General features: G+C 67.3%; 23 protein-coding genes. 16 read left to right on the top strand and 7 right to left on the bottom strand.

The window, feature by feature from the left end; all coding sequences use genetic code 11:
- Positions 1-3: 3 nt before the first annotated feature.
- Both HMPREF3014_RS25845 and argE read left to right on the top strand, forming a co-directional pair.
- Positions 4-678 (top strand): DUF1028 domain-containing protein, encoded by a 675-nt coding sequence (locus tag HMPREF3014_RS25845; protein WP_003106037.1) that lies wholly within the window; start codon positions 4-6, stop codon positions 676-678.
- A 56-nt stretch (positions 679-734) separates the two neighbouring features.
- The gene (argE, locus tag HMPREF3014_RS25840; RefSeq protein ID WP_003106035.1) at positions 735-1,889 is read left to right on the top strand and encodes an acetylornithine deacetylase; all 1,155 of its coding nucleotides are present in this window, start codon (positions 735-737) and stop codon (positions 1,887-1,889) included.
- On the opposite strand, the gene cdhR is transcribed toward argE, so the two are convergent.
- On the bottom strand, positions 1,819-2,829 hold the full coding sequence (gene cdhR / locus HMPREF3014_RS25835; protein WP_003106033.1) for an HTH-type transcriptional regulator CdhR: 1,011 nt from the start codon (positions 2,827-2,829) through the stop codon (positions 1,819-1,821). The two genes, argE and cdhR, sit on opposite strands and share 71 nt — an antisense overlap.
- A gap of 210 nt (positions 2,830-3,039) precedes the next feature.
- Between cdhR and HMPREF3014_RS25830 the strand changes: the two genes are divergently transcribed.
- The 5 genes from HMPREF3014_RS25830 (at position 3,040) to HMPREF3014_RS25810 (ending at position 7,452) form a co-directional block, all read left to right on the top strand.
- The gene (locus tag HMPREF3014_RS25830; RefSeq protein WP_003096718.1) at positions 3,040-3,978 is read left to right on the top strand and encodes a choline ABC transporter substrate-binding protein; all 939 of its coding nucleotides are present in this window, start codon (positions 3,040-3,042) and stop codon (positions 3,976-3,978) included.
- A gap of 72 nt (positions 3,979-4,050) precedes the next feature.
- Positions 4,051-4,935 (top strand): 3-dehydrocarnitine:acetyl-CoA trimethylamine transferase CdhC, encoded by an 885-nt coding sequence (locus HMPREF3014_RS25825; protein WP_003096716.1) that lies wholly within the window; start codon positions 4,051-4,053, stop codon positions 4,933-4,935.
- Positions 4,936-4,985: 50 nt separating this feature from the next.
- Entirely contained in the window at positions 4,986-5,951 is a 966-nt protein-coding gene (locus tag HMPREF3014_RS25820) for an L-carnitine dehydrogenase (protein WP_003106031.1), read from the top strand.
- A gap of 50 nt (positions 5,952-6,001) precedes the next feature.
- Positions 6,002-6,481, top strand: coding sequence for a thioesterase family protein (locus HMPREF3014_RS25815; RefSeq protein ID WP_023085880.1), 480 nt, complete (start codon positions 6,002-6,004; stop codon positions 6,479-6,481).
- Between the two features lie 5 nt (positions 6,482-6,486).
- Positions 6,487-7,452 (top strand): acylcarnitine hydrolase, encoded by a 966-nt coding sequence (locus HMPREF3014_RS25810; protein WP_021205040.1) that lies wholly within the window; start codon positions 6,487-6,489, stop codon positions 7,450-7,452.
- Here the strand turns inward: HMPREF3014_RS25810 and HMPREF3014_RS25805 are convergent.
- Positions 7,426-8,493, bottom strand: a complete 1,068-nt coding sequence (locus tag HMPREF3014_RS25805) for a YeiH family protein (protein WP_003104836.1) — start codon at positions 8,491-8,493, stop codon at positions 7,426-7,428. The two genes, HMPREF3014_RS25810 and HMPREF3014_RS25805, sit on opposite strands and share 27 nt — an antisense overlap.
- Positions 8,494-8,600: 107 nt before the next feature.
- Here HMPREF3014_RS25805 and HMPREF3014_RS25800 point away from each other — a divergent pair, with 107 nt between their 5' ends.
- A complete protein-coding gene (locus HMPREF3014_RS25800) occupies positions 8,601-9,494 on the top strand; it encodes a LysR family transcriptional regulator (RefSeq protein WP_003104838.1) in 894 nt (297 codons plus the stop codon).
- Between the two features lie 268 nt (positions 9,495-9,762).
- Positions 9,763-10,011 (top strand): hypothetical protein, encoded by a 249-nt coding sequence (locus tag HMPREF3014_RS25795; protein WP_003096701.1) that lies wholly within the window; start codon positions 9,763-9,765, stop codon positions 10,009-10,011.
- Positions 10,012-10,057: 46 nt separating this feature from the next.
- Here HMPREF3014_RS25795 and HMPREF3014_RS25790 read toward each other — a convergent pair whose 3' ends face one another.
- Positions 10,058-11,161, bottom strand: a complete 1,104-nt coding sequence (locus HMPREF3014_RS25790) for a choline metabolism transcriptional regulator GbdR (RefSeq protein WP_003096699.1) — start codon at positions 11,159-11,161, stop codon at positions 10,058-10,060.
- A 419-nt stretch (positions 11,162-11,580) separates the two neighbouring features.
- Positions 11,581-12,957 carry an L-serine ammonia-lyase gene (locus HMPREF3014_RS25785; RefSeq protein ID WP_003104839.1) on the bottom strand — a complete coding sequence of 459 codons (1,377 nt, stop codon included), beginning with the start codon at positions 12,955-12,957 and terminating at the stop codon, positions 11,581-11,583.
- A gap of 463 nt (positions 12,958-13,420) precedes the next feature.
- Here HMPREF3014_RS25785 and HMPREF3014_RS25780 point away from each other — a divergent pair, with 463 nt between their 5' ends.
- The 3 genes from HMPREF3014_RS25780 to choV are packed head-to-tail and all read left to right on the top strand — an operon-like array spanning position 13,421 to position 16,422.
- Positions 13,421-14,359 (top strand): choline ABC transporter substrate-binding protein, encoded by a 939-nt coding sequence (locus tag HMPREF3014_RS25780; protein WP_003104841.1) that lies wholly within the window; start codon positions 13,421-13,423, stop codon positions 14,357-14,359.
- 41 nt (positions 14,360-14,400) lie between these two features.
- Positions 14,401-15,240: a choline ABC transporter permease subunit gene (gene choW / locus HMPREF3014_RS25775; RefSeq protein WP_003096692.1), complete on the top strand. Its 840-nt coding sequence runs from the start codon at positions 14,401-14,403 to the stop codon at positions 15,238-15,240.
- 3 nt (positions 15,241-15,243) lie between these two features.
- Positions 15,244-16,422, top strand: a complete 1,179-nt coding sequence (gene choV, locus HMPREF3014_RS25770) for a choline ABC transporter ATP-binding protein (RefSeq protein WP_003096690.1) — start codon at positions 15,244-15,246, stop codon at positions 16,420-16,422.
- A gap of 217 nt (positions 16,423-16,639) precedes the next feature.
- Here the strand turns inward: choV and HMPREF3014_RS25765 are convergent, their stop codons facing one another.
- Entirely contained in the window at positions 16,640-18,190 is a 1,551-nt protein-coding gene (locus HMPREF3014_RS25765) for a BCCT family transporter (protein WP_003104844.1), read from the bottom strand.
- A gap of 332 nt (positions 18,191-18,522) precedes the next feature.
- On the opposite strand from HMPREF3014_RS25765, the gene betI reads away from it, so the two are divergent.
- The 3 genes from betI to betA all read left to right on the top strand — a co-directional run bounded on the left by betI (position 18,523) and on the right by betA (position 22,470).
- Positions 18,523-19,116 carry a transcriptional regulator BetI gene (betI, locus tag HMPREF3014_RS25760; protein WP_003096684.1) on the top strand — a complete coding sequence of 198 codons (594 nt, stop codon included), beginning with the start codon at positions 18,523-18,525 and terminating at the stop codon, positions 19,114-19,116.
- Positions 19,117-19,176: 60 nt separating this feature from the next.
- Positions 19,177-20,649 (top strand): betaine-aldehyde dehydrogenase, encoded by a 1,473-nt coding sequence (gene betB, locus HMPREF3014_RS25755; RefSeq protein WP_003121323.1) that lies wholly within the window; start codon positions 19,177-19,179, stop codon positions 20,647-20,649.
- 135 nt (positions 20,650-20,784) lie between these two features.
- Positions 20,785-22,470 carry a choline dehydrogenase gene (betA, locus tag HMPREF3014_RS25750; RefSeq protein ID WP_003104848.1) on the top strand — a complete coding sequence of 562 codons (1,686 nt, stop codon included), beginning with the start codon at positions 20,785-20,787 and terminating at the stop codon, positions 22,468-22,470.
- A 45-nt stretch (positions 22,471-22,515) separates the two neighbouring features.
- Here the strand turns inward: betA and HMPREF3014_RS25745 are convergent, their stop codons facing one another.
- Positions 22,516-22,920 carry an acyl-CoA thioesterase gene (locus tag HMPREF3014_RS25745; RefSeq protein ID WP_003096677.1) on the bottom strand — a complete coding sequence of 135 codons (405 nt, stop codon included), beginning with the start codon at positions 22,918-22,920 and terminating at the stop codon, positions 22,516-22,518.
- A 287-nt stretch (positions 22,921-23,207) separates the two neighbouring features.
- On the opposite strand from HMPREF3014_RS25745, the gene HMPREF3014_RS25740 reads away from it, so the two are divergent.
- Positions 23,208-24,524 carry an MFS transporter gene (locus HMPREF3014_RS25740; protein ID WP_003121322.1) on the top strand — a complete coding sequence of 439 codons (1,317 nt, stop codon included), beginning with the start codon at positions 23,208-23,210 and terminating at the stop codon, positions 24,522-24,524.
- Here HMPREF3014_RS25740 and HMPREF3014_RS34960 read toward each other — a convergent pair.
- A partial coding sequence (locus tag HMPREF3014_RS34960) for a hypothetical protein (RefSeq protein ID WP_218189584.1) occupies positions 24,473-24,750 on the bottom strand: 278 nt, incomplete at its 5' end. The genes HMPREF3014_RS25740 and HMPREF3014_RS34960 overlap by 52 nt on opposite strands.

Genomic DNA, 24,750 nt, shown 5'->3' with positions numbered 1-24,750 from the left:
GCCATGACCTTTTCCATCGTCGGCCGCTGCGCCGAAACCGGCCAGCTGGGCATCGCCATCAGCTCGTCGAGCATCGCCGTCGGCGCCCGTTGTCCCTGGCTGCGCGCCGGCACCGGCGCGGTGGCTACGCAGAACATCACCCTGCCGGCGCTCGGCCCGCAGATCCTCGACCGCCTCGACCAGGGCCTGGCCCCTGGCGAAGCGCTGGACCAGGCGCTGAGCAGCAACGGCTATGGCCAGTATCGCCAGGTCACGGTGATCGACCAGCACGGCCGCACCGCGTTGTTCACCGGCCGCGAGGCGCTCGGCGTCCACCATGCGCGGGCCGGCGAACAATGCGTGGCGGCCGGCAACCTGCTGGCCGCGCCGGAAGTGATCGAGGCGATGGTGGATGCCTTCGAGAACGCCGAAGGCCTGCTCGCCGAGCGCCTGCTGGCGGCGATGCGTGCCGCGCTGGCCGCTGGTGGCGAAGCCGGGCCGGTGCATTCGGCGGCGCTGTCGGTGGTCGGCGACCTGCTCTGGCCGGTGGTCGACCTGCGCGTCGACTGGGCCGAGCACGACCCCATCGGCCAGCTCGAGCGACTGTGGCTCGCCTACAAGCCGCAGATGCAGGACTATGTGACCCGCGCCCTCGACCCGACCCGTGCGCCGAGCTACGGCGTGCCCGGCGACGAGTGAGCGGGTCGTTCCCTTCCTCGACGGCGCAGCGCGAGACCTGCGCCCTGGAGCCCGACATGCCCGGCAGCCGCGACATCCTCGCCGACCTGGTGGCCTTCGACACCGTCAGCCGCGAGTCCAACCTGGCGCTGATCGACTACGTCCGCGACTACCTGGCGGGTTTCGGCGTCGACAGCGAACTGTTCTTCGACGCCGACGGCCGCAAGGCCAATCTCTATGCCACCATCGGCCCCAGCGACCGTGGCGGCGTCTGCCTTTCCGGGCATACCGACGTGGTGCCGGCGGACGGCCAGGCCTGGAGCGTGCCGCCGTTCCGGCTCAGCGAGCGCGATGGCCGCCTCTACGGGCGTGGCACGGCGGACATGAAGGGCTACCTGGCCTGCGTGCTGGCGGCCGTCCCGGCGTTCCTCGCCGCGCCGTTGCGCCTGCCGGTGCACCTGGCGTTCTCCTACGACGAGGAAGTCGGCTGCCTGGGCGTCCGTTCGCTGCTCGCGGCGCTGGAGCGGCGTCCGCACAAGCCGTTGCTGTGCATCATCGGCGAGCCCACCGAGCTGAAGCCGGTGCTCGGCCACAAGGGCAAGCTGGCCATGCGCTGCGAGGTGCACGGCGCGGCCTGCCATTCGGCCTACGCGCCGCAGGGGGTGAATGCCATCGAATACGCCGCGCGGCTGATCGGCCGCCTCGGCGAGATCGGCGCGCGCCTGGCGGTGCCGGAGCGCCACGACCGGCGTTTCGACCCGCCCTACTCGACGGTGCAGACCGGACTGATCCAGGGCGGCCGGGCGCTGAACATCGTGCCCGCCGAGTGCCGCTTCGACTTCGAGGTCCGCGCGCTGCCGGCGGACGACCCGCGGCAGGTCGCCGAGGAACTCCGCGACTATGCCGAAAGCGAACTGCTGCCGCGGATGCGCGCGGTGGAGCGAAGTACCGATATCCGCTTCACGCCGCTATCGGCCTATCCCGGCCTGCTCACCGCAGACGACAGCCAGGCGGCGGAGCTGATCGGCCTGCTCAGCGGTTCGACGGATTTCTCCACCGTGGCCTTCGGCACCGAGGGCGGGCTGTTCCACCAGGCCGGTATCCCGGCGGTGATCTGCGGTCCCGGCAGCATGGACCAGGGCCACAAGCCGGACGAGTTCGTCAGCCTCGCTCAGCTCGAGGCGTGCGATGCCCTGCTGGCGCGCCTGGCGGCGTGGCTGCGGGAGCCTTGAGCGGCAGCACCGCGCGATCCTGGCTGGGACTGGCGGTGAAGCGCGCGCGGTAGCTGCGGGAGAAGTACGACGGCGACTCGAAGCCGCAGGCCAGGCTCACCTGTAGCACGCTGAGGTCGGTCTGGCGCAGCAACTGGCGGGCCTTGTCCAGGCGCAGGCCGAGGTAGAAGTTCGAGGGCGTGTCGTCCAGGTGCACGCGGAACAGCCGTTCCAGTTGGCGGCGGGTGACCTGGATGTGCTCGGCCAGCTCCAGGGTGGTCAGTGGCGGCTCGGTATGCCGCTCCATCTCGCCGATCACCTGCACCAGCTTGCGGTTGCTCACGCCATAGCGGGTCGCCACCTGCAGGCGCTGGTGGTCCTGGCGCGGGCGGATGCGGCCGAGCACGAACTGCTCGGAAACCTGCACCGCCAGTTGCGGACCGTGGGCCTGGGCGATCAGGTCGAGCATCAGGTCGATGGAGGCGGTGCCGCCGGCCGAGGTGATGCGCGGACCGTCGATCTCGAACAGCTCCTGGGTCACGCTCAGTTGCGGGTAGGACTCCTGGAAGGCGTCGATGGCTTCCCAGTGCAGGGTCGCGCGGCGCCCGTCGAGCAGACCGGCCTCGGCCAGCACCACGCTGCCGGTATCGATGCCACCGAGGGTCACGCCGTTGCGATCGAGCTTGCGCAGCCACTGCACCAGTGCCGGGGTGACCGCCCGCAGCGGCTCGAAACCGGCCACCACGAACAGCAGGTCGCCTTTCTTCAGCGGCTCCAGCGCGCCGTCGCTGTTCACCGACATGCCATTGCTGGCCAGCACCGGACCGCCGTCGGCGCTGAGCACGTGCCAGCGGTAGAGGTCGGCGTGGAAGCGGTTGGCCACTCGCAGTGGCTCCACGGCGGAAACGAAGCCCATTACCGAGAAGCCGGGCAGCAGGAGAAACCAGAAGTCCTGGGACATGGGGCGCTCCGGGGTTGAGGTTGCGCAGCCTGTGTGTAGCGCAGGCCCGCCGCGCTTGGCAATGGCCAGGTCGCTGCAGTGCAAGAGCTGGTCGCCGCAGTGCGCTTCGCCGCCGTCCCGGCTGCGTACCTTGGTCGCCAGGGTCGGTCTCGCAAGGGGCCGGCGCCCACCTCGCAGAAAAACAATCAATAGCCGCACGAGGGGAGACCGATGAAGACGACGATTCGCCAGCTGGGCTGCGCCCTGCTGATCCTGGCCAGTGGCGCCGCCCTGGCCGCCGAACCCGAGCAGTGCCGCACGGTGCGCCTGGGCACGGTGAACTGGACCGACGTGGTCGCCAGCAGCGCCGTGGCCGAGGCCTTGCTCGACGGCCTGGGCTACCAGGTGAAGCAGACCAGCGCCTCGCAACAGATCGTCCTGGCCGGCCTGGCCGACAAGCAGCTGGACCTGTTCCTCGGCTACTGGCAACCGACCATGCAGCCGGTCGCCAGGCCTTACCTGGACAAAGGCCGGATCGAAGTGATCGAGCCGCCGACCCTGGCCGACGCGCAGTCCACCTATGCGGTGCCGAGCTACGTCGCCGAGGGCGGGCTGAAGACCTTCGCCGACATCGCCCGCTTCAAGGACAAGCTTGGCGGCCGCATCTACGCCATCGAGCCGGGCAGCGGCTCGAACCGCATCACCCGGAAGATGATCGACGACAACCGTTTCGGCCTGAAGGGCTTCCAGCTGGTGGAGTCCAGCGAGGCCGGGATGCTCACGGCGGTGAAGCGGGCGATCAAGCGCAAGCAGTGGGTGGTGTTCTTCGGCTGGAAGCCGCATCCGATGAACCTGCAGATCGACATGACCTACCTCACCGGCAGCGAGGATGTGTTCGGTCCCGACGAAGGCGCGGCCACCGTCTCCACCATGACCGCCGCCGGCTACCAGGCGCAGTGCGGCAACGTCGCCCGGCTGCTGCACAACCTGCGCTTCAGCAGCGCCCAGGTCAGCCAGGTGATGGCGCCGATCCTCGATCGCACCCAGCCCCTCGACGCCGCGCGGCAGTGGCTGAAGGCCAACCCCGAGCCGCTGAAGGCCTGGCTGGATGGCGTGAGCACCTTCGACGGCAAGGACGGCCTGGCCGCGCTCCAGGCCTCGCTGAAGTAACCCGCACCTATCCGTTCCGCCCGGCGCGGCCGGGCGGGGCTTCGTACACCCCGAATACAGGAAGCTACCACCGTGAACCATGAAGTCATCGTCACCTGCGCGGTGACCGGCGCCGGCGATACCGTCGGCCGGCATCCGGCGATCCCGGTCACCCCGAAACAGATTGCCGAGGCCGCCATCGAGGCGGCCAGGGCCGGCGCCACCGTCGCCCACTGCCATGTCCGCGACCCCGCCACCGGCAAGCCCAGCCGCGACGTGGCGCTGTACCGCGAAGTGGTCGAGCGCATCCGCGAAAGCGACACCGACGTGATCATCAACCTCACCGCCGGCATGGGCGGCGACCTGGAGATCGGCAAGGGCGAGCAGCCCCTGGAGTTCGGTGCCGGCACCGACCTGGTCGGCCCGCTGGAGCGGCTCAGGCATGTCGAGGAGCTGCTGCCGGAAATCTGCACCCTGGACTGCGGCACCCTCAATTTCGGCGACGGCGACTACATCTACGTCTCCACCCCTGCGCAACTGCGCGCCGGCGCCCGGCGCATCACCGAGCTGGGGGTCAAGGCCGAGCTGGAAATCTTCGATACCGGCCACCTCTGGTTCGCCAAGCAGATGCTCAAGGAAGGGCTGCTGGAGGATCCGCTGTTCCAGATCTGCCTGGGCATTCCCTGGGGCGCGCCGGCCGATACCACGACCATGAAGGCGATGGCCGACAACCTGCCGCCGGGGGCGACCTGGGCCGGCTTCGGCATCGGCCGCACGCAGATGCCGATGGTCGCCCAGGCCATGTTGCTGGGCGGCAACGTGCGGGTCGGCCTGGAGGACAACATCTGGCTGGACAAGGGCGTGCCGGCGAGCAACGGCAGCCTGGTGGAGCGCGCCATCGAGATCATCGAGCGCCTCGGCGGGCGCGCCCTGAGCCCGGCGGAAGGGCGCCGCAGGATGAACCTGAAGCCGCGCTGATTTCTTCCTCCCCGCCCCGTCGGGGGCGGGAACAACTTCTGGAGATGTCCATGTCCTTCGTCACCGAGATCAAGACCTTCGCCGCCCTCGGTAGCGGCGTCATCGGCAGCGGCTGGATCGCCCGCGCCCTGGCCCACGGCCTCGACGTCGTCGCCTGGGATCCGGCGCCGGGCGCCGAAGCGGCGTTGCGCGCGCGCGTCGCCAATGCCTGGCCGGCCTTGCGGAAACAGGGCCTGGCGCCCGGCGCGGCGCAGGAACGCCTGCGCTTCGTCGCGAGCATCGAGGAATGCGTGGGCGACGCCGATTTCATCCAGGAGAGCGCCCCCGAGCGGCTCGACCTGAAGCTCGACCTGCACGCCAGGATCAGCGCCGCGGCGCGGCCCGACGTGCTGATCGGTTCCTCCACCTCGGGCCTGCTGCCCAGCGAGTTCTACGCCGAGGCGAGCCACCCCGAGCGCTGCCTGGTCGGCCACCCCTTCAATCCGGTCTACCTGCTGCCGCTGGTGGAGGTGGTCGGCGGCGAACGCACCGCTGTTGAGGCCGTGCGGGCGGCGATGCGGGTCTACGAGTCGCTGGGCATGCGTCCGCTGCACGTACGCAAGGAAGTGCCCGGCTTCATCGCCGACCGCTTGCTCGAGGCGCTCTGGCGCGAGGCGCTGCACCTGGTCAACGACGGCGTGGCCACGACCGGCGAGATCGACGATGCGATCCGCTTCGGCGCCGGCCTGCGCTGGTCGTTCATGGGCACCTTCCTGACCTACACCCTGGCCGGTGGCAACGCCGGCATGCGCCACTTCATGGCGCAGTTCGGCCCGGCGCTGCAATTGCCCTGGACCTACCTGCCGGCGCCGGAACTCACCGAGGCCCTGATCGACCGGGTGGTGGAGGGCACCGCCGAGCAGCAGGGTGCGCGCAGCATCGCCGAGCTCGAGCGCTACCGCGACGACTGCCTGTTGGCGGTGCTCGGGGCGATCAGGGAAACCAAGGCCCGGCACGGCTTCGCCTTCGCCGAGTGACATGACGCGCCTTCCGCCCCGCCGGGCGGAGCGCAACCACGGAGCCTGCCATGAGCCAAGCCCTGACGACCTACGAGACGCCGGTCCTGCCCGAGTGGGTGGACTACAACGGCCACTTGCGCGATGCCTTCTACCTACTGCTGTTCAGCTACGCCACCGATGCGCTGATGGCGCATATCGGCCTGGACAGCCAGAACCGCGACGCCAGCGGACACTCGCTGTTCACCCTGGAATGCCACCTGAACTTCCTCCACGAGGTGAAGGAGGGCGCCAGGGTCGAGGTGCGCACGCAACTGCTCGGTCACGATCGCAAGCGCCTGCATATCCATCATGCCCTGTACCTGCCTGGCAGCGGGCAGGCGCTGGCGCTGAGCGAGCAGATGCTGCTCCACGTCAGCCTCGACGGCCCGCGCTCGGTGCCGTTCGCAGGCGAGGTGCTGGCGCGGGTCGAGGCGCTCGCCGAGGCACATCGCGCGCTCCCCGTGCCGGAAGGTGTCGGTCGGGTGATCGGCCTGCCGCCGGTGCGCTGAGCGCGATGGCTGCGAAGTATCCGCTGTCTCCGGCGATGTGGCGCTTCGTCGAGCACAGCCGGGCGTTCGCCAGCGACAGTCCGCGCCTGGATGCGCAACGTGCGGCCTACGCTCGGATGTGCCAGGCGTTCGCGCCGCCGCGCCCGGCCGGTTTGCGGGTGCTCGACTCCTGCTTGCCGGCCGCGCCGCCGGTGCGCGTGCGCCGCTATCGCCCCGACCGCCCGGCACCGCCCGGTGGCTGGCCGGCGCTGCTCTACCTGCACGGTGGCGGCTGGATGCTCGGCGGCCTCGATTCACACGATTTCATCTGCGCCGACCTGGCGGCGCGCCTGGGCCTGCTGGTGCTGGCGGTGGATTACCGACTGGCGCCGGAGCATCCGTTCCCGGCGGCATTGCAGGATTGCCTGCGTGCCTGGCAGGCGCTGAGCCTGGGCGAGCTGGACGAAGCGCTGGATGGGCGACGCCTGCTGGTGGCCGGCGACAGCGCCGGCGGCAACCTGGCGGCGGCGCTGTGCCTGGCCCTGCGCGATAGCGGCGCGCCGTCGCCGGCCGCGCAGATATTGCTCTATCCCTTGCTGTCCGCTGCGCCATCGCCCTCGCGGATCGACTGCGCCGACGCGCCGTTGCTCGGCCTCGGCGATGTGCAGGCGTGCCTGGACGCCTACCTGCCGCTGGCGGCGCTGCACCGACAGCCGCTGGCGCTACCCCTGGAGGCCGCTGATTTCACTGGCCTGCCGCCGGCCTTCGTGGCGGTTGCCGAATTCGATCCGCTGCGCGACGACGGCGAGCGCTATGGCGCAGCGCTACGCGCGGCGGGTGGCGAGGCAGGGTTCTATCCGGGAAGCGGGCTGGTCCATGGCTGCCTGCGCGGCCACGGCATCGATGAGGTGGAAGCCCTGCACGAGGCCTTGCGGCGGGCCGTGCAGGGCTTCCTGGCGGAGGACTCAGGCGAGCGCCAGGCGGGTGAGTAATCCACCGCCGAGCACCAGCCAGGCGAATAGCAGGGCGGCCAGCAGCAGCGGCTTGAGGCCGGCGCGGCGGATCGCCGAGAGGTGCGTGCCGAGGCCGAGGCCGGCCATTGCCATGGCCAGGAGGAAGGTGTCGAGGTCGTTGACGTGGCTGACCAGCGCCGGCGGCAGGCTGACCAGCGAGTTGAGCCCGGCGACCAGTACGAAGCCGACGGCGAACCAGGGAATGGTGATCTTGGTCGCGCCGCTGTGCTGCCGGCGGTGCGCCTTGTCGCGTGCCAGCCAGGCCGAGAGCAGGATCAGGAAGGGCGCCAACATCATTACCCGGACCATCTTGGCGATCACTGCGGTATCCGCTGCCTCGATGCCGATCGAGCGACCCGCGGCGACCACCTGGGCCACCTCGTGCACCGTGGCACCGATGTACACGCCCCAGGTGCCAGGGTCGCGCGGCAGCAGCCCCCAGTCCTGGTCGAGCTGGAACAGCGCCGGATAGAGGAAGATGCCCAGGGTGCCGAACACCACCACGGTGGAGACCGCCACCGCGACCTGTTCGGCGCGGCCACGCACGACCGGCTCGGTGGCCATCACCGCGGCGGCGCCGCAGATCGAACTGCCGGCGCCGATCAGCAGGGTGGTGGTGCGGTCCAGGCCGAACAGCCGGGTGCCGAGCAGGCACGCCAGGCCGAAGGTGCTGGCGAGCATCAGGGCGTCCAGCAGCACGCCGTGCAATCCGACGCCGGCGATGTCCTGGAAGGTCAGGCGCAGGCCGTAGAGGATGATCCCGGCGCGCAGCAGGATCTGCTTGGAGAAGCCGACGCCGGCGGCGCTGCCGGCGGCGATCCGAGGGTACAGGGTGTTGCCGACGACGATGCCGAGCACGATGGCCAGGGTCAGCGCGCTGATGCCGTTGTGCTGCAACCATTGCGAACGACCCAGGAGGATCGCCACGCCGGCCAGGGCGGCGCTGAGCAGCAGGCCGGGGATGAGTTTCTGGACCTGGGCCAGGGGTCTGGTACCGGTCTTGACGGGGAGGGTGTGCATCCTTCGCTCCTCAGGTGAGGTCACGGGACGCAGGTTAGGTAGCGGGCATGAATTTGTGAAACGAATAGTTTCTGTATTAAATACCTGAAAAACAGGTAGGTGAGTCCATGGCCCTCAGTTTCCGTCAGCTCCAGATCTTCTGTGCGGTGGCTCGCTGCGGCAGTACCACGGCGGCGGCGGAATCCATCTCGCTGTCGCAGTCGGCCACCAGCGCCGCGCTCAACGAGCTGGAATCGCAGCTTTCCACGCGCCTGTTCGACCGGGTCGGCAAGCGCCTGCAACTGAACGAGGTCGGCCGCCGCTTCCTGCCCCAGGCATTGCGCCTGCTCGACGGGGTGGCGCAACTGGAGCAGCAGTTCGCGGTTTCCGCCGCGCCCCAGGCGAGCCTGACGGTGGCGGCCAGCAGCACCATCGGCAACTACGTGCTGCCGCGCCTGCTGGCCTCCTTCGAGCGGGAGCAGCCGGGCGTGAGGGTCAACGCCAGCATCGGCAACACCGGTTCGGCGGTGCAGGACGTGGTGACCTTCGCGGCGGACATCGGCCTCATCGAAGGCCCCTGCCACGAGCCGGGCCTGCGGGTGGAGCCCTGGCTCGAGGACAGCCTGATCGTGGTGGCGGCGCCCGGCCACCCGCTGGCCTCGCGCACCCAGGTCTCCCGCGAGGCCCTGCGCCGCGCGCGCTGGCTGCTGCGCGAGCCCGGCTCGGGCACGCGCGAGGAGGTCAGCCACGCCCTGCTGGGCCACCTGCATTACCTGGAAGACAGCCTGGACCTGGGCAGCTCCGAGGCGATCAAGCACAGCGTCGCCGCCGGGCTGGGCATCAGTTGCCTGTCGCGCTGGGTGGTCGAGGAACAGTTGGCCTCCGGCGCGCTGGTCGAACTGCGCAGCAGCCTGCCGCCGTTGCGCCGGCGCTTCTACATGCTGCGCCAGCGCGACAAGTTCCTCTCGCCGGGCTTCGAGCGTTTCTGGGAACACTGTCGGGCGGGACTCGGCGCCGGCTAGCTGGCTTCCGGCAAAAAAATCCCCCTGCCGCGCCCGACGCGCGGAGGGGGATGAAAAAGGAGCCAGGAACGGCCCTCAGTGTGAGTCTGGCGTTTTCCGGAAGCCGTCCGCTGCATTCCGCAAGCCGCTGGAGGCGATTGTGGCGGTGTCGCTGGCGGTCGAATTAGCCGAAAACGACCTGCCCATGTCCAGGCGGGACAGCCCCCTTGCCGGGAGCGACGTGGGCTCAGCAGAATCGATGGCAATCCCCATCGAAGGAGCTGCCGCGATGATGCACGCCGATCTGATCGACCAGGACGATTTCCGCGAACGCCTGCAGGCGCTGGGCTTCAGCGTGCCGCCGGACTCGACTCCGGAGCAGGCCTGCGAATACGCCGTGCGCGGCCTCAGCCCGGAGCGCGCCCAGGCGCTGCGGCGGCTGGTGGAGGACATGCTCGGCGGGCACGCCACGCTGCTCCCGGCGGTGCGCGAGGCGATTTCCCGGCAATTGCTGCCGGCGCTGGTGCCGCGGGGCTGACAAGGCCCTGCCCGCTCCCGTGGACGGGGCGGGCAGGGACGCGCCGTCAGATCCGCACGCTGGCGAAGGTCGACTCGCCCTGCGCCTGGCTCAGGGCCGACAGCGCCGAGGAGTTGGGCATCAACGCCAGGTCCTGCGGGATCGGCATCAGCACCACCGGCTGGCCCAGCGGCTGGCCCTGGCGCTCGTCGCGCGGCGGGATGCCGAAGTACTCGCGGTAGCACTTGGAGAAGTGCGGGGTGGAGACGAAGCCGCAGACCGAGGCCACCTCGATGATCGACATGGACGTCTGCTTGAGCAACTGGCGGGCGCGGATCAGGCGCAGCTTCAGGTAGTAGCGCGACGGCGAGCAGTGCAGGTACTTCTGGAACAGCCGCTCGAGCTGGCGACGCGAGACGTTGACGTAGACCGCCAGTTCGTCGAGGTCGATCGGTTCCTCCAGGTTGGCCTCCATCAGCGCGACGATCTCCTGCAACTTCGGCTGGTTGGTGCCGAGCATGTGCTTGAGCGGCACGCGCTGGTGGTCCTGCTCGTTGCGGATGCGCTCGTAGATGAACATCTCGGAGATCGCCGCCGACAGCTCGCGGCCATGCTCGCGGCCGATCAGGTGCAGCATCATGTCCATCGGCGCGGTGCCGCCGGAAGAGGTGAAGCGGTTGCGGTCGATGGAGAACAGGCGGGTGCTCATGGCCACCCGGGGGAAGGCTTCCTGCATCGCCGCCAGGCATTCCCAGTGCACGCTGCAATCGTAGCCGTCGAGCAGGCCGGCGCGGGCCAGCGCCCAACTGCCGGTGCACACCGCGCCGAGGCGCCGACCCTGGCGGGCCTGGGCCTGGAGGAAAGTGACGTGCTCGCGGGTGACGCTGCGCTGGATGCCGACGCCGCCGCAGACGATCACGCAATCCACCGCCGGGGCGTTGTCGGTACCGGCGTCGGGGGTGATCTGCAGGCCGTCGCTGGCCCAGACCTGGCGGCCGTCCAGGCTCAGCGTATGCCAGCGGTAGAGTTCGCGTCCCGAGAGCTGGTTGGCCATGCGCAACGGTTCCACCGCCGAGGCCAGGGAGATCAGGGTGAAGTTGTCCAGCAGCAGGAAGCCGATGGACTGCGGATTTCGGTTCTGTGGTGGGACTCCGGGCGCGTACGTGGTCATGGGTGTATCTCCTCACGCTGAGCAAGCAGGCCTCTCACGAGGCTTTTTTTATGATTGTTGGAATTTCCGGGTGGCTGCTTGGGCCACGCCATCGGCGTTGCTTGTAACCAGAGCAAGGCAAATGCCATGCCTATATTGATTGGGCGTTCAATCAAAAAAGCCGGAAGGCTTTAGCCCGGTATTTCCACTCGGACCTGGCACAACGACAGCATGGGCGACGGCTGGCGGCGCGCCGCGCGCCTGGGCATTTCGGTAGCACCAGGGCGGCCCCCGGCGAGAAGGCGGGGCAGCGGCCGTGGCGACAAAGGTAACGACGGGCGGCGAGCCGTTACTCCGCAGTGTGACGGATGACGACCGCCCGGTCACGCGTCATATGCGCCAAAAAGTGGCGTCTCGATCGTTTCGTGAGCAATTCCGGTTCAGCACTCGATGGCGTTCACCGCCAGGCCCCCGCGCGAGGTTTCCTTGTACTTGTCGTGCATGTCGGCACCGGTGTCGCGCATGGTGCGGATCACCTTGTCCAGCGAGATGAAATGCTGGCCGTCGCCGCGCAAGGCCATTTGCGCCGCGTTGATGGCCTTCACCGCGGCGATCGCGTTGCGCTCGATACAGGGCACCTGGACCAGCCCGCCGACCGGGTCGCAGGTCAGCCCGAGGTTGTGCTCCAGGCCGATCTCGGCGGCGTTCTCGACCTGCGCCGGGGTGGCGCCGAGGACTTCCGCCAGTCCGGCGGCGGCCATCGCGCAGGCCGAGCCGACCTCGCCCTGGCAGCCGACCTCGGCGCCGGAGATCGAGGCGTTCTTCTTGCACAGGATGCCCACCGCGGCGGCGGCCAGCAGGTAGTCGACGACGTCGCGGTCCTGGGCGTCGGGATTGAACTTCATATAGTAGTGCAGCACCGCCGGGATGATCCCCGCCGCGCCGTTGGTGGGCGCGGTCACCATGCGCCCGCCGGCGGCGTTCTCCTCGTTCACCGCCAGGGCGAACAGGTTGACCCATTCCATGGCGCTGAGGGTCGAGCCGATCACGTTGGGCTTGCCGATCTCCTGCAGGTTGCGGTGCAGGCGCGCGGCGCGGCGTTGCACGTTGAGCCCGCCGGGAAGGATGCCTTCGTTGCGCAACCCGTTGTCGACGCAATCGCGCATCGCCTGCCAGATGCGCCGCAGGCCTTCGCGGATGTCGGTCTCGCTGCGCCAGATGCGTTCGTTGGCCAGCATCAGCTCGGATACCCGCAGGTTGTGGCGCTTGCACAGCAGCAACAGTTCCTCGGCGCTGGAGAAGTCGTAGGGCAGCACCGTGTGGTCCTGGTCGAGCTGTCCCGAGGCGGCCTGTGCCGCATCGACCACGAAGCCGCCACCCACCGAGTAGTAGGTCTCCTGGTGCAGTTCGCCTTGCTCGCCGTAGGCGACCAGGGTCATGGCGTTGGGGTGGTAGGGCAGGTTCTCGTCGAGCAGGCGCATGTCGCGCACCCAGTCGAACGGTACCGCCACGCGGCCGTCCAGTTGCAGCAGGCCGCTATCGAGCAGCGCGGCCATGCGTGGGGCGATCTGGGTCGGGTCGATACGATCCGGCCATTCGCCCATCAGGCCCATGATCACCGCGCGATCGGTGCCGTGGCCGACGCCGGTGGCGGACAGCGAGCCATACAGGCGCACTTCGAGACGCCGCACCGCCGACAGCGCCTGGCGTTGGCGCAGGGCAGTGGTGAACAGCGCGGCGGCGCGCATGGGGCCGACGGTATGCGAACTGGACGGGCCGATACCGATCTTGAAAAGGTCGAACACACTGATAGCCATGCCGGCCTCCGGGATTGCCGCGGCATCCGTGCCTGCGTAGTGGGGGTGGCGGCTCCTCCGCCCGCGATTCCTGCGCATCATCGGGCTTTCCCCGGGGCGGGCCGCATCCGCCACCGACCCGGCCATGTCCAAAAGCGCCGCGCCCGCGCCCGGATCGGGGAACCTCTGCGGCCGAGGGGCGTCTGCACCTGCACGGCGTCGGAATGAGAACGGGCTCGCGCCGCTCCGAAAACGGCATCCGCTGGTCGCCGGCAAAGACCACTATGATTGAATGCGACACAGCGGGTACTGAATGCGACCCCGCCTGCACTGGTTGCGACCCACCCTGTAGGCGACGGATGCGTCCTGTTTCATGATCGTTCACGAATTGCCCGCTGAGGGCCGCTACCGGTCGGCCCGATACAGACAGACCGCCGCGCCCTTCGGGGTAGCGCCGGCGCCTTACCCTGCAGAGGAGTTCGCTATGAAAGGTTGCAAGTCTTGGCTGCTGGCCGTGTCTCTGTGCGCACCGCTGGCAGCCCAGGCCGCGGAGCCCGAATCCTGTGCGTCGGTGCGTTTCGCCGACGTCGGCTGGACCGACATCACAGTGACCACTGCGGTCACCCGCCAGGTCCTCGAGTCCCTCGGCTACAAGACCAAGGTCAATCTGCTCTCGGTGCCGGTGACCTACCGCTCCCTGGCCAACAACGACCTCGACGTATTCCTGGGCAACTGGATGCCCACCATGACCAACGACATCAAGCAGTACGCCGAGAAAGGTACGGTCGAGACACTGCGCGCCAACCTGGAGGGCGCCAAGTACACCCTGGCGGTTCCCCAGTACGTCTACGACGGCGGCCTGCGCAGCTTCGCCGATATCGCGAAGTTCTCCGACAAGCTGGGCAACAAGATCTACGGCATCGAGCCGGGCAACGACGGCAACCGCGTCGCCCAGAGCATGATCGACAAGAACGCCTTCGAACTGGGCAAGTTCAAGTTGGTGGAATCCAGCGAGGCGGGCATGCTCTCGCAGGTGCAGCGGGCCATCCGGCGCAACCAGTGGGTGGTGTTCCTCGGCTGGGAGCCGCACCCCATGAATACCCGCTTCCAGATGAAGTACCTGGAAGGCGGCGACGACTTCTTCGGCCCCAACTATGGCGGCGCGACCATCTACACCAACGTGCGCAAGGGCTACGCCCAGGAGTGCGCCAACGTCGGCCAACTGCTGAAGAACCTCAGCTTCACCCTCGAGATGGAGAACAAGCTGATGGACGCGGTACTCAACGAAAACAAGAAACCCGAGGAAGCCGCTAAGGCCTGGTTGAAGGATCACCCGGAACAGCTGGATGCCTGGCTGGCCGGTGTCACCACGCGCGACGGGCAGCCTGCCGCAGCCGCGGCCAAGCTGGCGTTCGCCAAGTAGGCGACCGGTCGTTCATTTCCCGCTCTTGATGGACCCTGATTATGTTCCTGACTGATCACAAGCTCCCGCTGGGAGAGCAGATCGCCGGTTTCGTCGACTGGCTGACCCTGCATGGCGCATCGTTCTTCGACAAGATCTCCGACACCCTGGAGTTCCTCATCCATGGCGTCACCAACGGCTTGCTCTGGTTCAACCCGTTGGTGCTGATCGCCTTGCTGGTAGGGCTGGTGCATTTCATCCAGCGCAGCTGGGGGCTGACCGTGTTCGCCCTGGCCTCGTTGCTGCTGATCCTCAACCTGGGCTACTGGCAGGAGACCATGGAAACCCTCGCCCAGGTGATATTCGCCACCCTGGTGTGCATCGCCGTGGGCGTGCCGCTGGGCATCGTCGCCGCGCACAAGCCGTGGTTCTACACCGCGCTGCGGCCGTTGCTGGACCTGATGCAGACGGTACCGACCTTCGTCTACCTGATCCCGACCCTGACCCTGTTCGGTCTCGGCGTGGTGCCGGGCCTGATCTCCACGGTGATCTTCGCCGTCGCCGCGCCGATCCGCCTGACCTGCCTGGGTATCCAGGACGTTCCGGCGGAGCTGCTCGACGCCGGCAAGGCCTTCGGCTGCTCGCGCTGGCAACTGCTGACGCGCATCGAGCTGCCGCACGCGATGCCGAGCATCGCCGCCGGCATCACCCAATGCATCATGCTCTCCCTGTCGATGGTGGTGATCGCCGCGCTGGTCGGCGCCGATGGCCTCGGCAAGCCGGTGGTGAACGCGCTGAACACCGCCGACATCTCCCTCGGCTTCGAAGCCGGCCTGGCCATCGTCCTGCTCGCCATCCTGCTCGACCGGGTGTGCAAGCAGCGCGCCGTGAAGGGGAAATAAGCCATGACTGCGATCCGATTCGACCATGTGGACGTCATCTTCGGCACCCACACCAAGGAAGCCCTGAAGCTCCTCGACCAGGGCCTCGGCCGCGCCGAGATCCTCAAGCGCACCGGCCAGGTGCTCGGCGTCGAGGACGCCTGCCTGGACGTCAACCGCGGCGAGATCTGCGTGCTGATGGGACTTTCCGGCTCCGGCAAGTCGAGCCTGCTGCGCTGCATCAACGGCCTGAACAAGGTCAGCCGCGGCAAGCTGCTGATCGAGCACGAAGGTTCGCAGGTGGACATCGCCAACTGCTCGCCGGCGACCCTCAAGGCCATGCGCACCAAGCGCATCGCCATGGTGTTCCAGAAGTTCGCCCTGATGCCCTGGCTGACGGTGGCCGAGAACGTCGGCTTCGGCCTGGAGATGCAGGGCCGTCCGGCCGCCGAGCGGAAGAAGCTGATCGACGAGAAGCTCGAGCTGGTCGGTCTCTCGCAGTGGCGCGACAAGCGTCCCGACTCGCTCTCCGGCGGCATGCAGCAGCGCGTCGGCCTGGCTCGCGCGCTGGCGATGGATGGCGACATCCTGCTGATGGACGAACCGTTCTCCGCCCTCGACCCGCTGATCCGCCAGCAATTGCAGGACGAACTGCTGGTGCTGCAACGGCAACTGCACAAGACCATCGTGTTCGTCAGCCACGACCTCGACGAGGCGCTGAAGATCGGCACCCGCATCGCGATCATGAAGGACGGCCGGATCATCCAGCACGGCAAGCCGGAAGAGATCGTGCTGAGCCCCGCGGACGACTACGTGCGTACCTTCGTCGCCCATACCAACCCGCTCAACGTGCTGTGCGGCCAGAGCCTGATGCGTGGCCTCGACCAGTGCATCCGGCAGAACGACGAGATCTGCTTCGACCAGGGCCGCGACTGCTGGATCGGTCTCAGCGAAGGCGACGTGCTCAAGGGCGCGCGCCAGGGCAGCAACGTCATCGACCTGCAACGCTGGCGCCAGGGCGACCCGGTGGAGAAGCTGCGCCGCGAACCGACCCTGGTGGATGTCAGCATCCGTATGCGCGATGCCCTGCAGATTCGCTACCAGACCGGCCACAAGCTGGTCCTGCAGGAGCAGGACAGGGTGGTCGGGGTGCTCGGCGACAGCGAGCTGTACCACGCGTTGCTGGGCAAGAACCTCGGCTGATCCCCCTCGGCCCGCTCGGGGCCGCTACGAATGCCCGGCGCTGCCGGGCATTCGCGTTTATCCTCCGCGCTTTTTCCGTCTGTTCTTCCTTTCGCACGCTCCTGCGCGCCGGTTCCTGCGGCATGCGCCGGGCGCCGGGTGGCAGAAAAGAAAGGCCCGGCGAAACGCCGGGCCAAGTACGCACCTGATTGGCGAGGGCGCCCTAGCGGCGCCGGGTTCAGGTCTGGGGCTGGGTTGGCGCCGGCACCGGCTGGTAGGTGCGGCGGTCGCCGACCTGGGCCTCGTAGTCGGCGCGCATGGCCTTGTGCAGGCCGAACATGAACAGGATCAGCACCGCCGAGAACGGCAGCCCGGCGAGCACCACGACGGTTTGCATCGCCGTGAAGTTGCCGGCGAACAGCAGGCCGATGGTGACTAGCGTGACGACGGCCGACCAGAGGATACGCAGCCAGTTCGGCGCGTCCTCGTCCAGCTCGCCGCCGCTGCGCGAGAGATTGGCCAGCATCACCGAGCCGGAATCCGCCGGGGTGAGGAACAGCACGAAGCCGACGAAGATCGACAGGCCGATGACGATCTTCGACAGCGGATAGTGTTCCAGCAGCAGGTAGATCGACATCGACGGCTGTTCCAGCGCGGCCTTGCCCAGGTCGGTCGCGCCGTGGTTCATCACCAGGTCCAGGGCGCTGTTGCCGAATACCGACAGCCAGGCCAGGGTGAAGCCCAGCGGGATCAGCAGCACCCCGCAGACCAGTTCGCGCACGCTGCGACCGCGGGAGATGCGGGCGATGAACATACCGACGAAGGGCGCCCAGGAAATCCACCAGGCCCAGTAGAACAGGGTCCACAGGCCCAGCCATTCCTCGCTCTTGCCGGCGCCGGCACCGGTGTAGACGTAGAGGTCGAAGGTCTTCAGCACCAGGCCGTCGAGATAGTCGCCGAGGTTCTGTACGAAGCCGTTGAGCAGTTCCAGGGTCGAACCGCAGACCAGCACGAACAGCAGCAGCGAGCTGAACAGCACGATATTCAGGTTGGACAGCCGGCGGATGCCTTTCTCGACACCGGAGACCGCCGCCAGGGTGGCGACCAGGCTCATCGCCAGGATCACCGCCAGCAGGGTGCCTTTGCTGTGCGGCATGCCGGTCAGGTACTCGAGACCGGACGACACCTGCAAGGCGCCGATGCCCAGGTTGGTCACCAGCCCGAGAAGGGTGACGAAGATGCCGAAGCAATCCACCGCGTGGCCCGCGGCGCCTTTCACCCAGCGCTCGCCGAGGATCGGATAGAGCGCCGAGCGCAATGCCAGCGGCTGGCGATGGCGGTAGGCGAAATAACCGACGGCGAGGCCGACCAGGGCATAGATCGCCCAACCGTGCAGGCCCCAGTGGAGGAAGGTCAGTTGCAGCGCCTGGCGCGCCGCCTGAGGGCTGCCGGGAACGCCTTCGGGTGGATGGTAGAGGTGGTCGATCGGCTCGGATGCGGCGAAGTAGAGCAGCGAGATGCCGATCCCGGAGGAGAACAGCATGCCGGCCCAGGCGCCGTAGCTGAAGTCCGGCTTTTCATGCTCCTCGCCGAGCTTGAGGGTGCCGAAGCGCGAGAAGGCCACCCAGGCGACGAAGAACAGGTAGGCGCCGATGGCCAGCATGTAGTACCAGCCGAAGCTGTGCGACAGCCACGCCTGGATGCGGCCGAGCAAGGCTCCGGCGCTGTCGGGATAGAGGATGAGGGCGGCGGTCAGAACCAGGATCAGTGCGGTCGAGCCGAAGAACACGATCGGATTCAGACGTACCTGCTCGTTTGTTTTTATTGGCGAAGCAGTACTCATTGGAGGATGACCCCATGGCAGTGAAAGCATGGCGGCTTATGGCCGCGGACTACAGACACAGCATTGCCACCCCACTTGAAGCCCGGATTCTGCGATCCTTGGCGGACTTCGGCGACGAGGTGATGAACGGCGCGGGCCAGGTTGCACGCAGGCTGGGAGCCGCTCATGGACGCCGAGCTTATTCTTAGTTGATTGAACGTTCAATAAAAACAAAATAGACTGGCCACCAATGACGTCGGTCGGTGCCCGCACGCACCCATCGACGAGAGGAGATAGCAATGCCCAAGGTCGGTATGCAGCCCATCCGCCGCTCGCAACTGATTCACGCCACCCTGGAGGCGGTCGATCAGGTCGGCATGGGAGACGCCAGCATCGCCCTGATAGCCCGCCTGGCGGGTGTTTCCAACGGCATCATCAGTCACTACTTCCAGGACAAGAACGGCTTGCTGGAAGCGACCATGCGGCACCTGCTCAGCGCCTTGAGCAAGGCCGTACGCGAACGCCGCGCGGCGCTCTACGACGACAGTCCGAGGGCGCACCTGCGAGCGATCGTCGAAGGCAACTTCGACGACAGCCAGGTCAATGGTCCGGCGATGAAGACCTGGCTGGCGTTCTGGGCGACCAGCATGCACCAGCCGGCACTGCGTCGATTGCAGCGGGTCAACGACCATCGCCTGTATTCGAACCTGTGCTACCAGTTCCGCCGCCAGCTCTCGGCGGACGACGCCCGCGCCGCGGCACGCGGCCTGGCGGCCCTGATCGACGGCCTGTGGTTGCGTGGCGCGCTGACCGGCGACGCCTTCGATACCGACGAGGCCCTGAACATCGCTTACGACTACCTCGACCAGCAGTTGGCAAAACAGTCGGGGTAGGGACGAAAACCCCCGCGGCGCCGCCTTGCGCCTGCGATACCGATAAGAGAGGACTGCAACATGGCCCGATTCGAAGAACAGAAGCTCTACATTGGCGGTCGCTACGTGGAGGCCAGCAGTGGCGCCACCTTCGAGACCATCAACCCGGCCAACGGCGAAGTGCTCGCCAAGGTCCAGCGGGCTTCCAGGGAAGACGTCGAGCGGGCCGTGCAGAGCGCCGTCGAGGGGCAGAAGGTGTGGGCGGCGATGACCGCCATGCAGCGCTCGCGCATCCTCCGTCGCGCCGTCGACATCCTCCGCGAGCGCAACGACGAACTGGCTGCCCTGGAAACCCTGGATACCGGCAAGCCGCTGGCGGAAACCCGCTCGGTGGACATCGTCACCGGCGCCGACGTGCTCGAGTACTACGCCGGCCTGGTCCCGGCCATCGAAGGCGAGCAGATTCCCCTGCGCGAAACCAGTTTCGTCTACACCCGCCGCGAGCCGCTGGGCGTGGTCGCCGGCATTGGCGCCTGGAACTACCCGGTGCAGATCGCCCTGTGGAAATCCGCCCCGGCCCTCGCTGCCGGCAACGCGATGATCTTCAAGCCCAGCGAAGTCACCCCGCTGACGGCCCTCAAGCTGGCCGAGATCTACACCGAGGCCGGCGTGCCGGACGGCGTGTTCAACGTGCTCACCGGCAGCGGACGCGAAGTCGGCCAGTGGCTGACCGAGCACCCGCTGATCGAGAAGATCTCCTTCACCGGTGGCACCTCCACCGGCAAGAAAGTCATGGCCAGCGCTTCCAGCTCGTCGCTGAAGGAAGTGACCATGGAGCTGGGCGGCAAGTCCCCGCTGATCATCTTCCCCGACGCAGACCTCGACCGTGCCGCCGACATCGCCGTCATGGCCAACTTCTTCAGCTCCGGCCAGGTCTGCACCAACGGCACCCGGGTGTTCATCCACCGTTCCCAGCAGGCCCGCTTCGAAGCCAAGGTACTGGAGCGCGTGCAGCGCATCCGTCTCGGCGACCCGCAGGACGAGAACACCAACTTCGGCCCGCTGGTCAGCTTCCCGCACATGGAAAGCGTGCTCGGCTACATCGAGTCCGGCAAGGCGCAGAAGGCTCGCCTGCTGTGCGGCGGCGAGCGTGTGACCGATGGAGCGTTCGGCAATGGCGCCTACGTCGCGCCGACCGTGTTCACCGATTGCAGCGACGACATGACCATCGTCCGCGAGGAAATCTTCGGCCCGGTGATGAGCATCCTGGTCTATGACGACGAAGACGAGGCGATCCGCCGCGCCAACGATACCGAGTACGGCCTCGCCGCCGGCGTCGTGACCCAGGACCTGGCCCGCGCCCACCGCGCCATCCATCGCCTGGAAGCCGGCATCTGCTGGATCAATACCTGGGGCGAGTCGCCGGCGGAAATGCCGGTCGGCGGTTACAAGCAATCCGGTGTCGGTCGCGAGAACGGTCTCACCACCCTGGCTCATTACACTCGCATCAAGTCCGTGCAAGTGGAGCTGGGCGACTACGCCTCGGTGTTCTGAGCCTCGACGCAGCGCTCGAACCCCTAACCAGGCCGGTCCCAGGCAACGCTCCCTGACACCGGCCATTCCGAACTTCCAGACACCGGCGCGCCAGCGTCGCGGCCGGTGTCATGCCGAGAAAAGAGGAAGGCCTGCATGTCCCAGGAATTCGACTACATCATCATCGGAGCCGGCTCTGCCGGTAACGTACTCGCTACCCGCCTCACCGAAGATGCCGACGTCAGCGTCCTGCTGCTCGAAGCCGGCGGTCCCGACTACCGCTTCGACTTCCGCACCCAGATGCCGGCGGCCCTTGCCTTCCCGCTGCAGGGGCGGCGCTACAACTGGGCCTACGAGACCGACCCCGAGCCCTACATGAACAACCGCCGCATGGAGTGCGGTCGCGGCAAGGGCCTGGGCGGCTCCTCGCTGATCAACGGCATGTGCTACATCCGCGGCAACGCCCTGGACTTCGACGGCTGGGCCAAGGAGCCGGGCCTCGAGGACTGGAGCTACCTCGACTGCCTGCCGTACTTCCGCAAGGCGGAAACCCGGGACATCGGCCCCAACGACTACCATGGCGGCGACGGCCCGGTCAGCGTGACCACGCCGAAGGCCGGCAACAACCCACTGTTCCATGCGATGGTCGAGGCCGGCGTGCAGGCCGGCTACCCGCGAACCGATGACCTCAACGGTTACCAGCAGGAAGGCTTCGGCCCCATGGACCGGACCGTCACCCCGGAGGGCCGTCGCGCCGCCACCGGGCGCGGCTACCTGGACCAGGCCCGCGGCCGGCCCAACCTGACCATCGTCACCCACGCCCTGAGCGACCGCATCCTGTTCAGCGGCAAGCGCGCCATCGGCGTCTCCTACCTGGTGGGCAACGGCGACAACCCGGTCACCGCCCACGCCCGCCGCGAAGTATTGGTGTGCAGCGGCGCGATCGCCTCGCCGCAATTGCTGCAACGCTCCGGCGTCGGCCCGGCGGCCCTGCTGCGCGACCTGGACATCCCGGTGGTGCATGACCTGCCGGGCGTCGGCGCCAACCTGCAGGATCACCTGGAACTCTACCTGCAGTACGCCTGCAAGCAGCCGGTGTCGATCTACCCGGCGACCAAATGGTGGAACCAGCCTGCCATCGGTGCCCAGTGGCTGTTCCTCGGCAAGGGCCTCGGCGCCAGCAACCAGTTCGAGGCCGGCGGCTTCATCCGAACCCGCGAAGCGTTCGAATGGCCGAACATCCAGTTCCATTTCCTCCCGGTGGCGATCAACTACAACGGCAGCAAGGGCGTGCAGGAGCACGGCTTCCAGGCGCACATGGGCTCGATGCGCTCGCCGAGCCGCGGGCGCATCCACCTGAAGTCCAGGGACCCGCGCCAGCATCCGAGCATCCTGTTCAACTACATGTCCCACGAGCAGGACTGGCAGGAGTTCCGCGACGGCATCCGGCTGACCCGCGAGATCATGAACCAGCCGGCGCTGGACCCCTATCGGGGCCGCGAGTTGAGCCCTGGGGTGAGCGTGCAGTCGGACGCCGAACTCGACGAGTTCATCCGCAACCATGCTGAGACCGCTTTCCACCCATCCTGCTCGTGCAAGATGGGCAGCGACGACATGGCGGTGGTCGATGGCCAGGGACGGGTCCATGGCATGGAAGGACTGCGAGTGGTGGATGCGTCGATCATGCCGCTGATCATCACCGGCAACCTCAATGCCACCACCATCATGATGGCCGAGAAGATCGCCGACAGGATCCGCGGTCGCCAGCCGCTGCCGCGCAGCACGGCGAAGTACTACGTGGCCGGGGATGCGCCGGTACGCGGCAACCCCGTGCGGGCCTGAGGAACGCGCAAACAAGAACGCCGGCGATAGCCGGCGTTCCTGCGTCTAGCCCCGGCGTGGCGGGACCGGGCGGGTGCGCCCGCTGCCATCGATGGCGACGAACACGAACACCGCCTCGGTGACTTTGCGCCATTCGCTGGACAGCGGGTCGTCGCTCCACACCTCGACCAGCATGCGGATCGAGCTGCGGCCGACTTCCAGGGTCTGGGTATAGAAGGAAAGCTGGGCACCTACCGCGACCGGCACCATGAAGGCCATGCGGTCGATGGCGACGGTGGCGATACGGCCGCCGGCGATCTTGCTGGCCATGGCGGTTCCCGCCAGGTCCATCTGGGATACCAGCCAACCGCCGTAGATATCGCCGAAACCGTTGGTTTCGCGCGGCAGCGCGGTAATCTGCAAGGCCAGGTCTCCCTGGGGAATGGGGTCTTCTTGTTCAAGCTCGATCATAGGTAAGGGCCTCGTGCCCCCCGGATTTCTTGTTCAAGCGCGGTTTAGGGGAAAACTCTCCCAAAACGCCTGCCGGTGCAAGGTCTTGGGACAGCTTTCAGAGGCGCCCGGGCATTATATAGAGGAGTAGGGCAGCCGACGACCGCCCGGTTCTCTCTTCGACCGACTGTGTGGACATTCGTCGATTTGCTATGGTTTCGCTCCTGCGTCCCCGGGTCGCAGGTCGACACGCCTGCCGGTCGAACCCCGCTCATGCTTGCTGAACGAATAAAGAGAACAATCCCGACATGCCATCCGCGAATGCTCCCGAGGCGCCGGCCCAGCGTCCATTGACCCGCAGCGACTACAAGACCCTGTCCCTCTCCGCCCTGGGTGGAGCGCTGGAGTTCTACGACTTCATCATCTTCGTGTTCTTCGCCACCGTGGTCGGCAAGCTGTTCTTCCCGGCGGACATGCCGGAATGGCTGCGTCAGCTGCAAACCTTCGGCCTGTTCGCCGCCGGCTACCTGGCGCGGCCGCTGGGCGGCGTGATCATGGCCCACTTCGGCGACCTGCTCGGGCGCAAGCGCATGTTCACCCTGAGCATCTTCATGATGGCGGTGCCGACCCTGATCATGGGCCTGCTTCCGACCTACGCGCAGATCGGCATCTGGGCGCCCCTGGCGCTGCTCCTGCTGAGGGTGATCCAGGGCGCCGCGATTGGCGGGGAGGTGCCGGGGGCTTGGGTCTTCGTCGCCGAGCATGTACCGGCACGGCATGTCGGTTATGCCTGCGGGACGCTGACTTCCGGCCTGACGGCGGGCATCCTGCTGGGCTCGCTGGTGGCTACTGCGATCAATAGCTTCTATAGCGCGACAGAGGTGCAGGACTACGCCTGGCGGATTCCCTTCCTGCTCGGCGGGGTGTTCGGCCTGTTCTCGGTCTACCTGCGCCGCTGGCTGCACGAGACGCCGGTATTCGCCGAGCTGCAGCAGCGCAAGGCGCTGGCAGAGGAAGTGCCGTTGAAAGCGGTGGTCCGCGATCATCGTGGCGCCGTCCTGGTGTCGATGCTGCTGACCTGGGTGCTGTCGGCCGCGATCGTGGTGGTCATCCTGATGACCCCTACCGTGCTGCAGAGCGTATACGGCTTCGATGCCGCCACGGCGCTCAAGGCCAACAGCCTGGCGATCGTCTGCCTGACCCTTGGCTGCATCGTCGCCGGGCGCATGGCGGATCGTTTCGGCGCGGGGCTGACTTTCGTTGCCGGTAGCGTGCTGCTGGCGCTGGTGTCCTGGAGCTTCTACGGCAACCTCAAGGCCCACCCGGACTGGCTCTTTCCTTTATATGCACTGACCGGCTTCTTCGTCGGCATCGTCGGCGCCGTTCCCTACGTGATGGTCAATGCGTTCCCACCGGTTGTGCGTTTCTCCGGCCTGTCCTTTTCCTACAACCTGGCCTACGCCGTCTTCGGTGGGCTGACGCCGATGGCGGTGGCCCTGCTGCTCAAGCAGAGCCCGATGGGGCCGGCTTACTACGTGGTCACTCTGTGCCTGGTCGGCTTCCTCGTCGGGCTCTACCTGCTGGCGCAGAAAAAGCCGGCTGGCGAGGCGGTTTCGGTGGGCTGAAAGCGCTTCCGGCGGTTATTTGAATTATTTTTGAAATAATCGTTGACGCCAGTTTCTATCTCCCTATAATGCGCACCACTCCCGGCGACGACGAAGAGTAAATGCTTGAAAATCAAGGATTTACGGATTCTCTCCCAGGGGTGGTGAAGCGCTCCGGCAGGTTGTCCGCTGCAGCGGTTCGGTCCCAAAAGGGATTCGAAACGAAGCTTCATCGAGGTGCTTGACA

This window comes from Pseudomonas sp. HMSC065H01, from assembly GCF_001815235.1.
Taxonomy (GTDB): domain Bacteria; phylum Pseudomonadota; class Gammaproteobacteria; order Pseudomonadales; family Pseudomonadaceae; genus Pseudomonas; species Pseudomonas aeruginosa.
The sequence above is the reverse complement of the archived record's forward strand: the minus strand, read 5'-3'. Positions and strand labels throughout refer to the sequence as shown.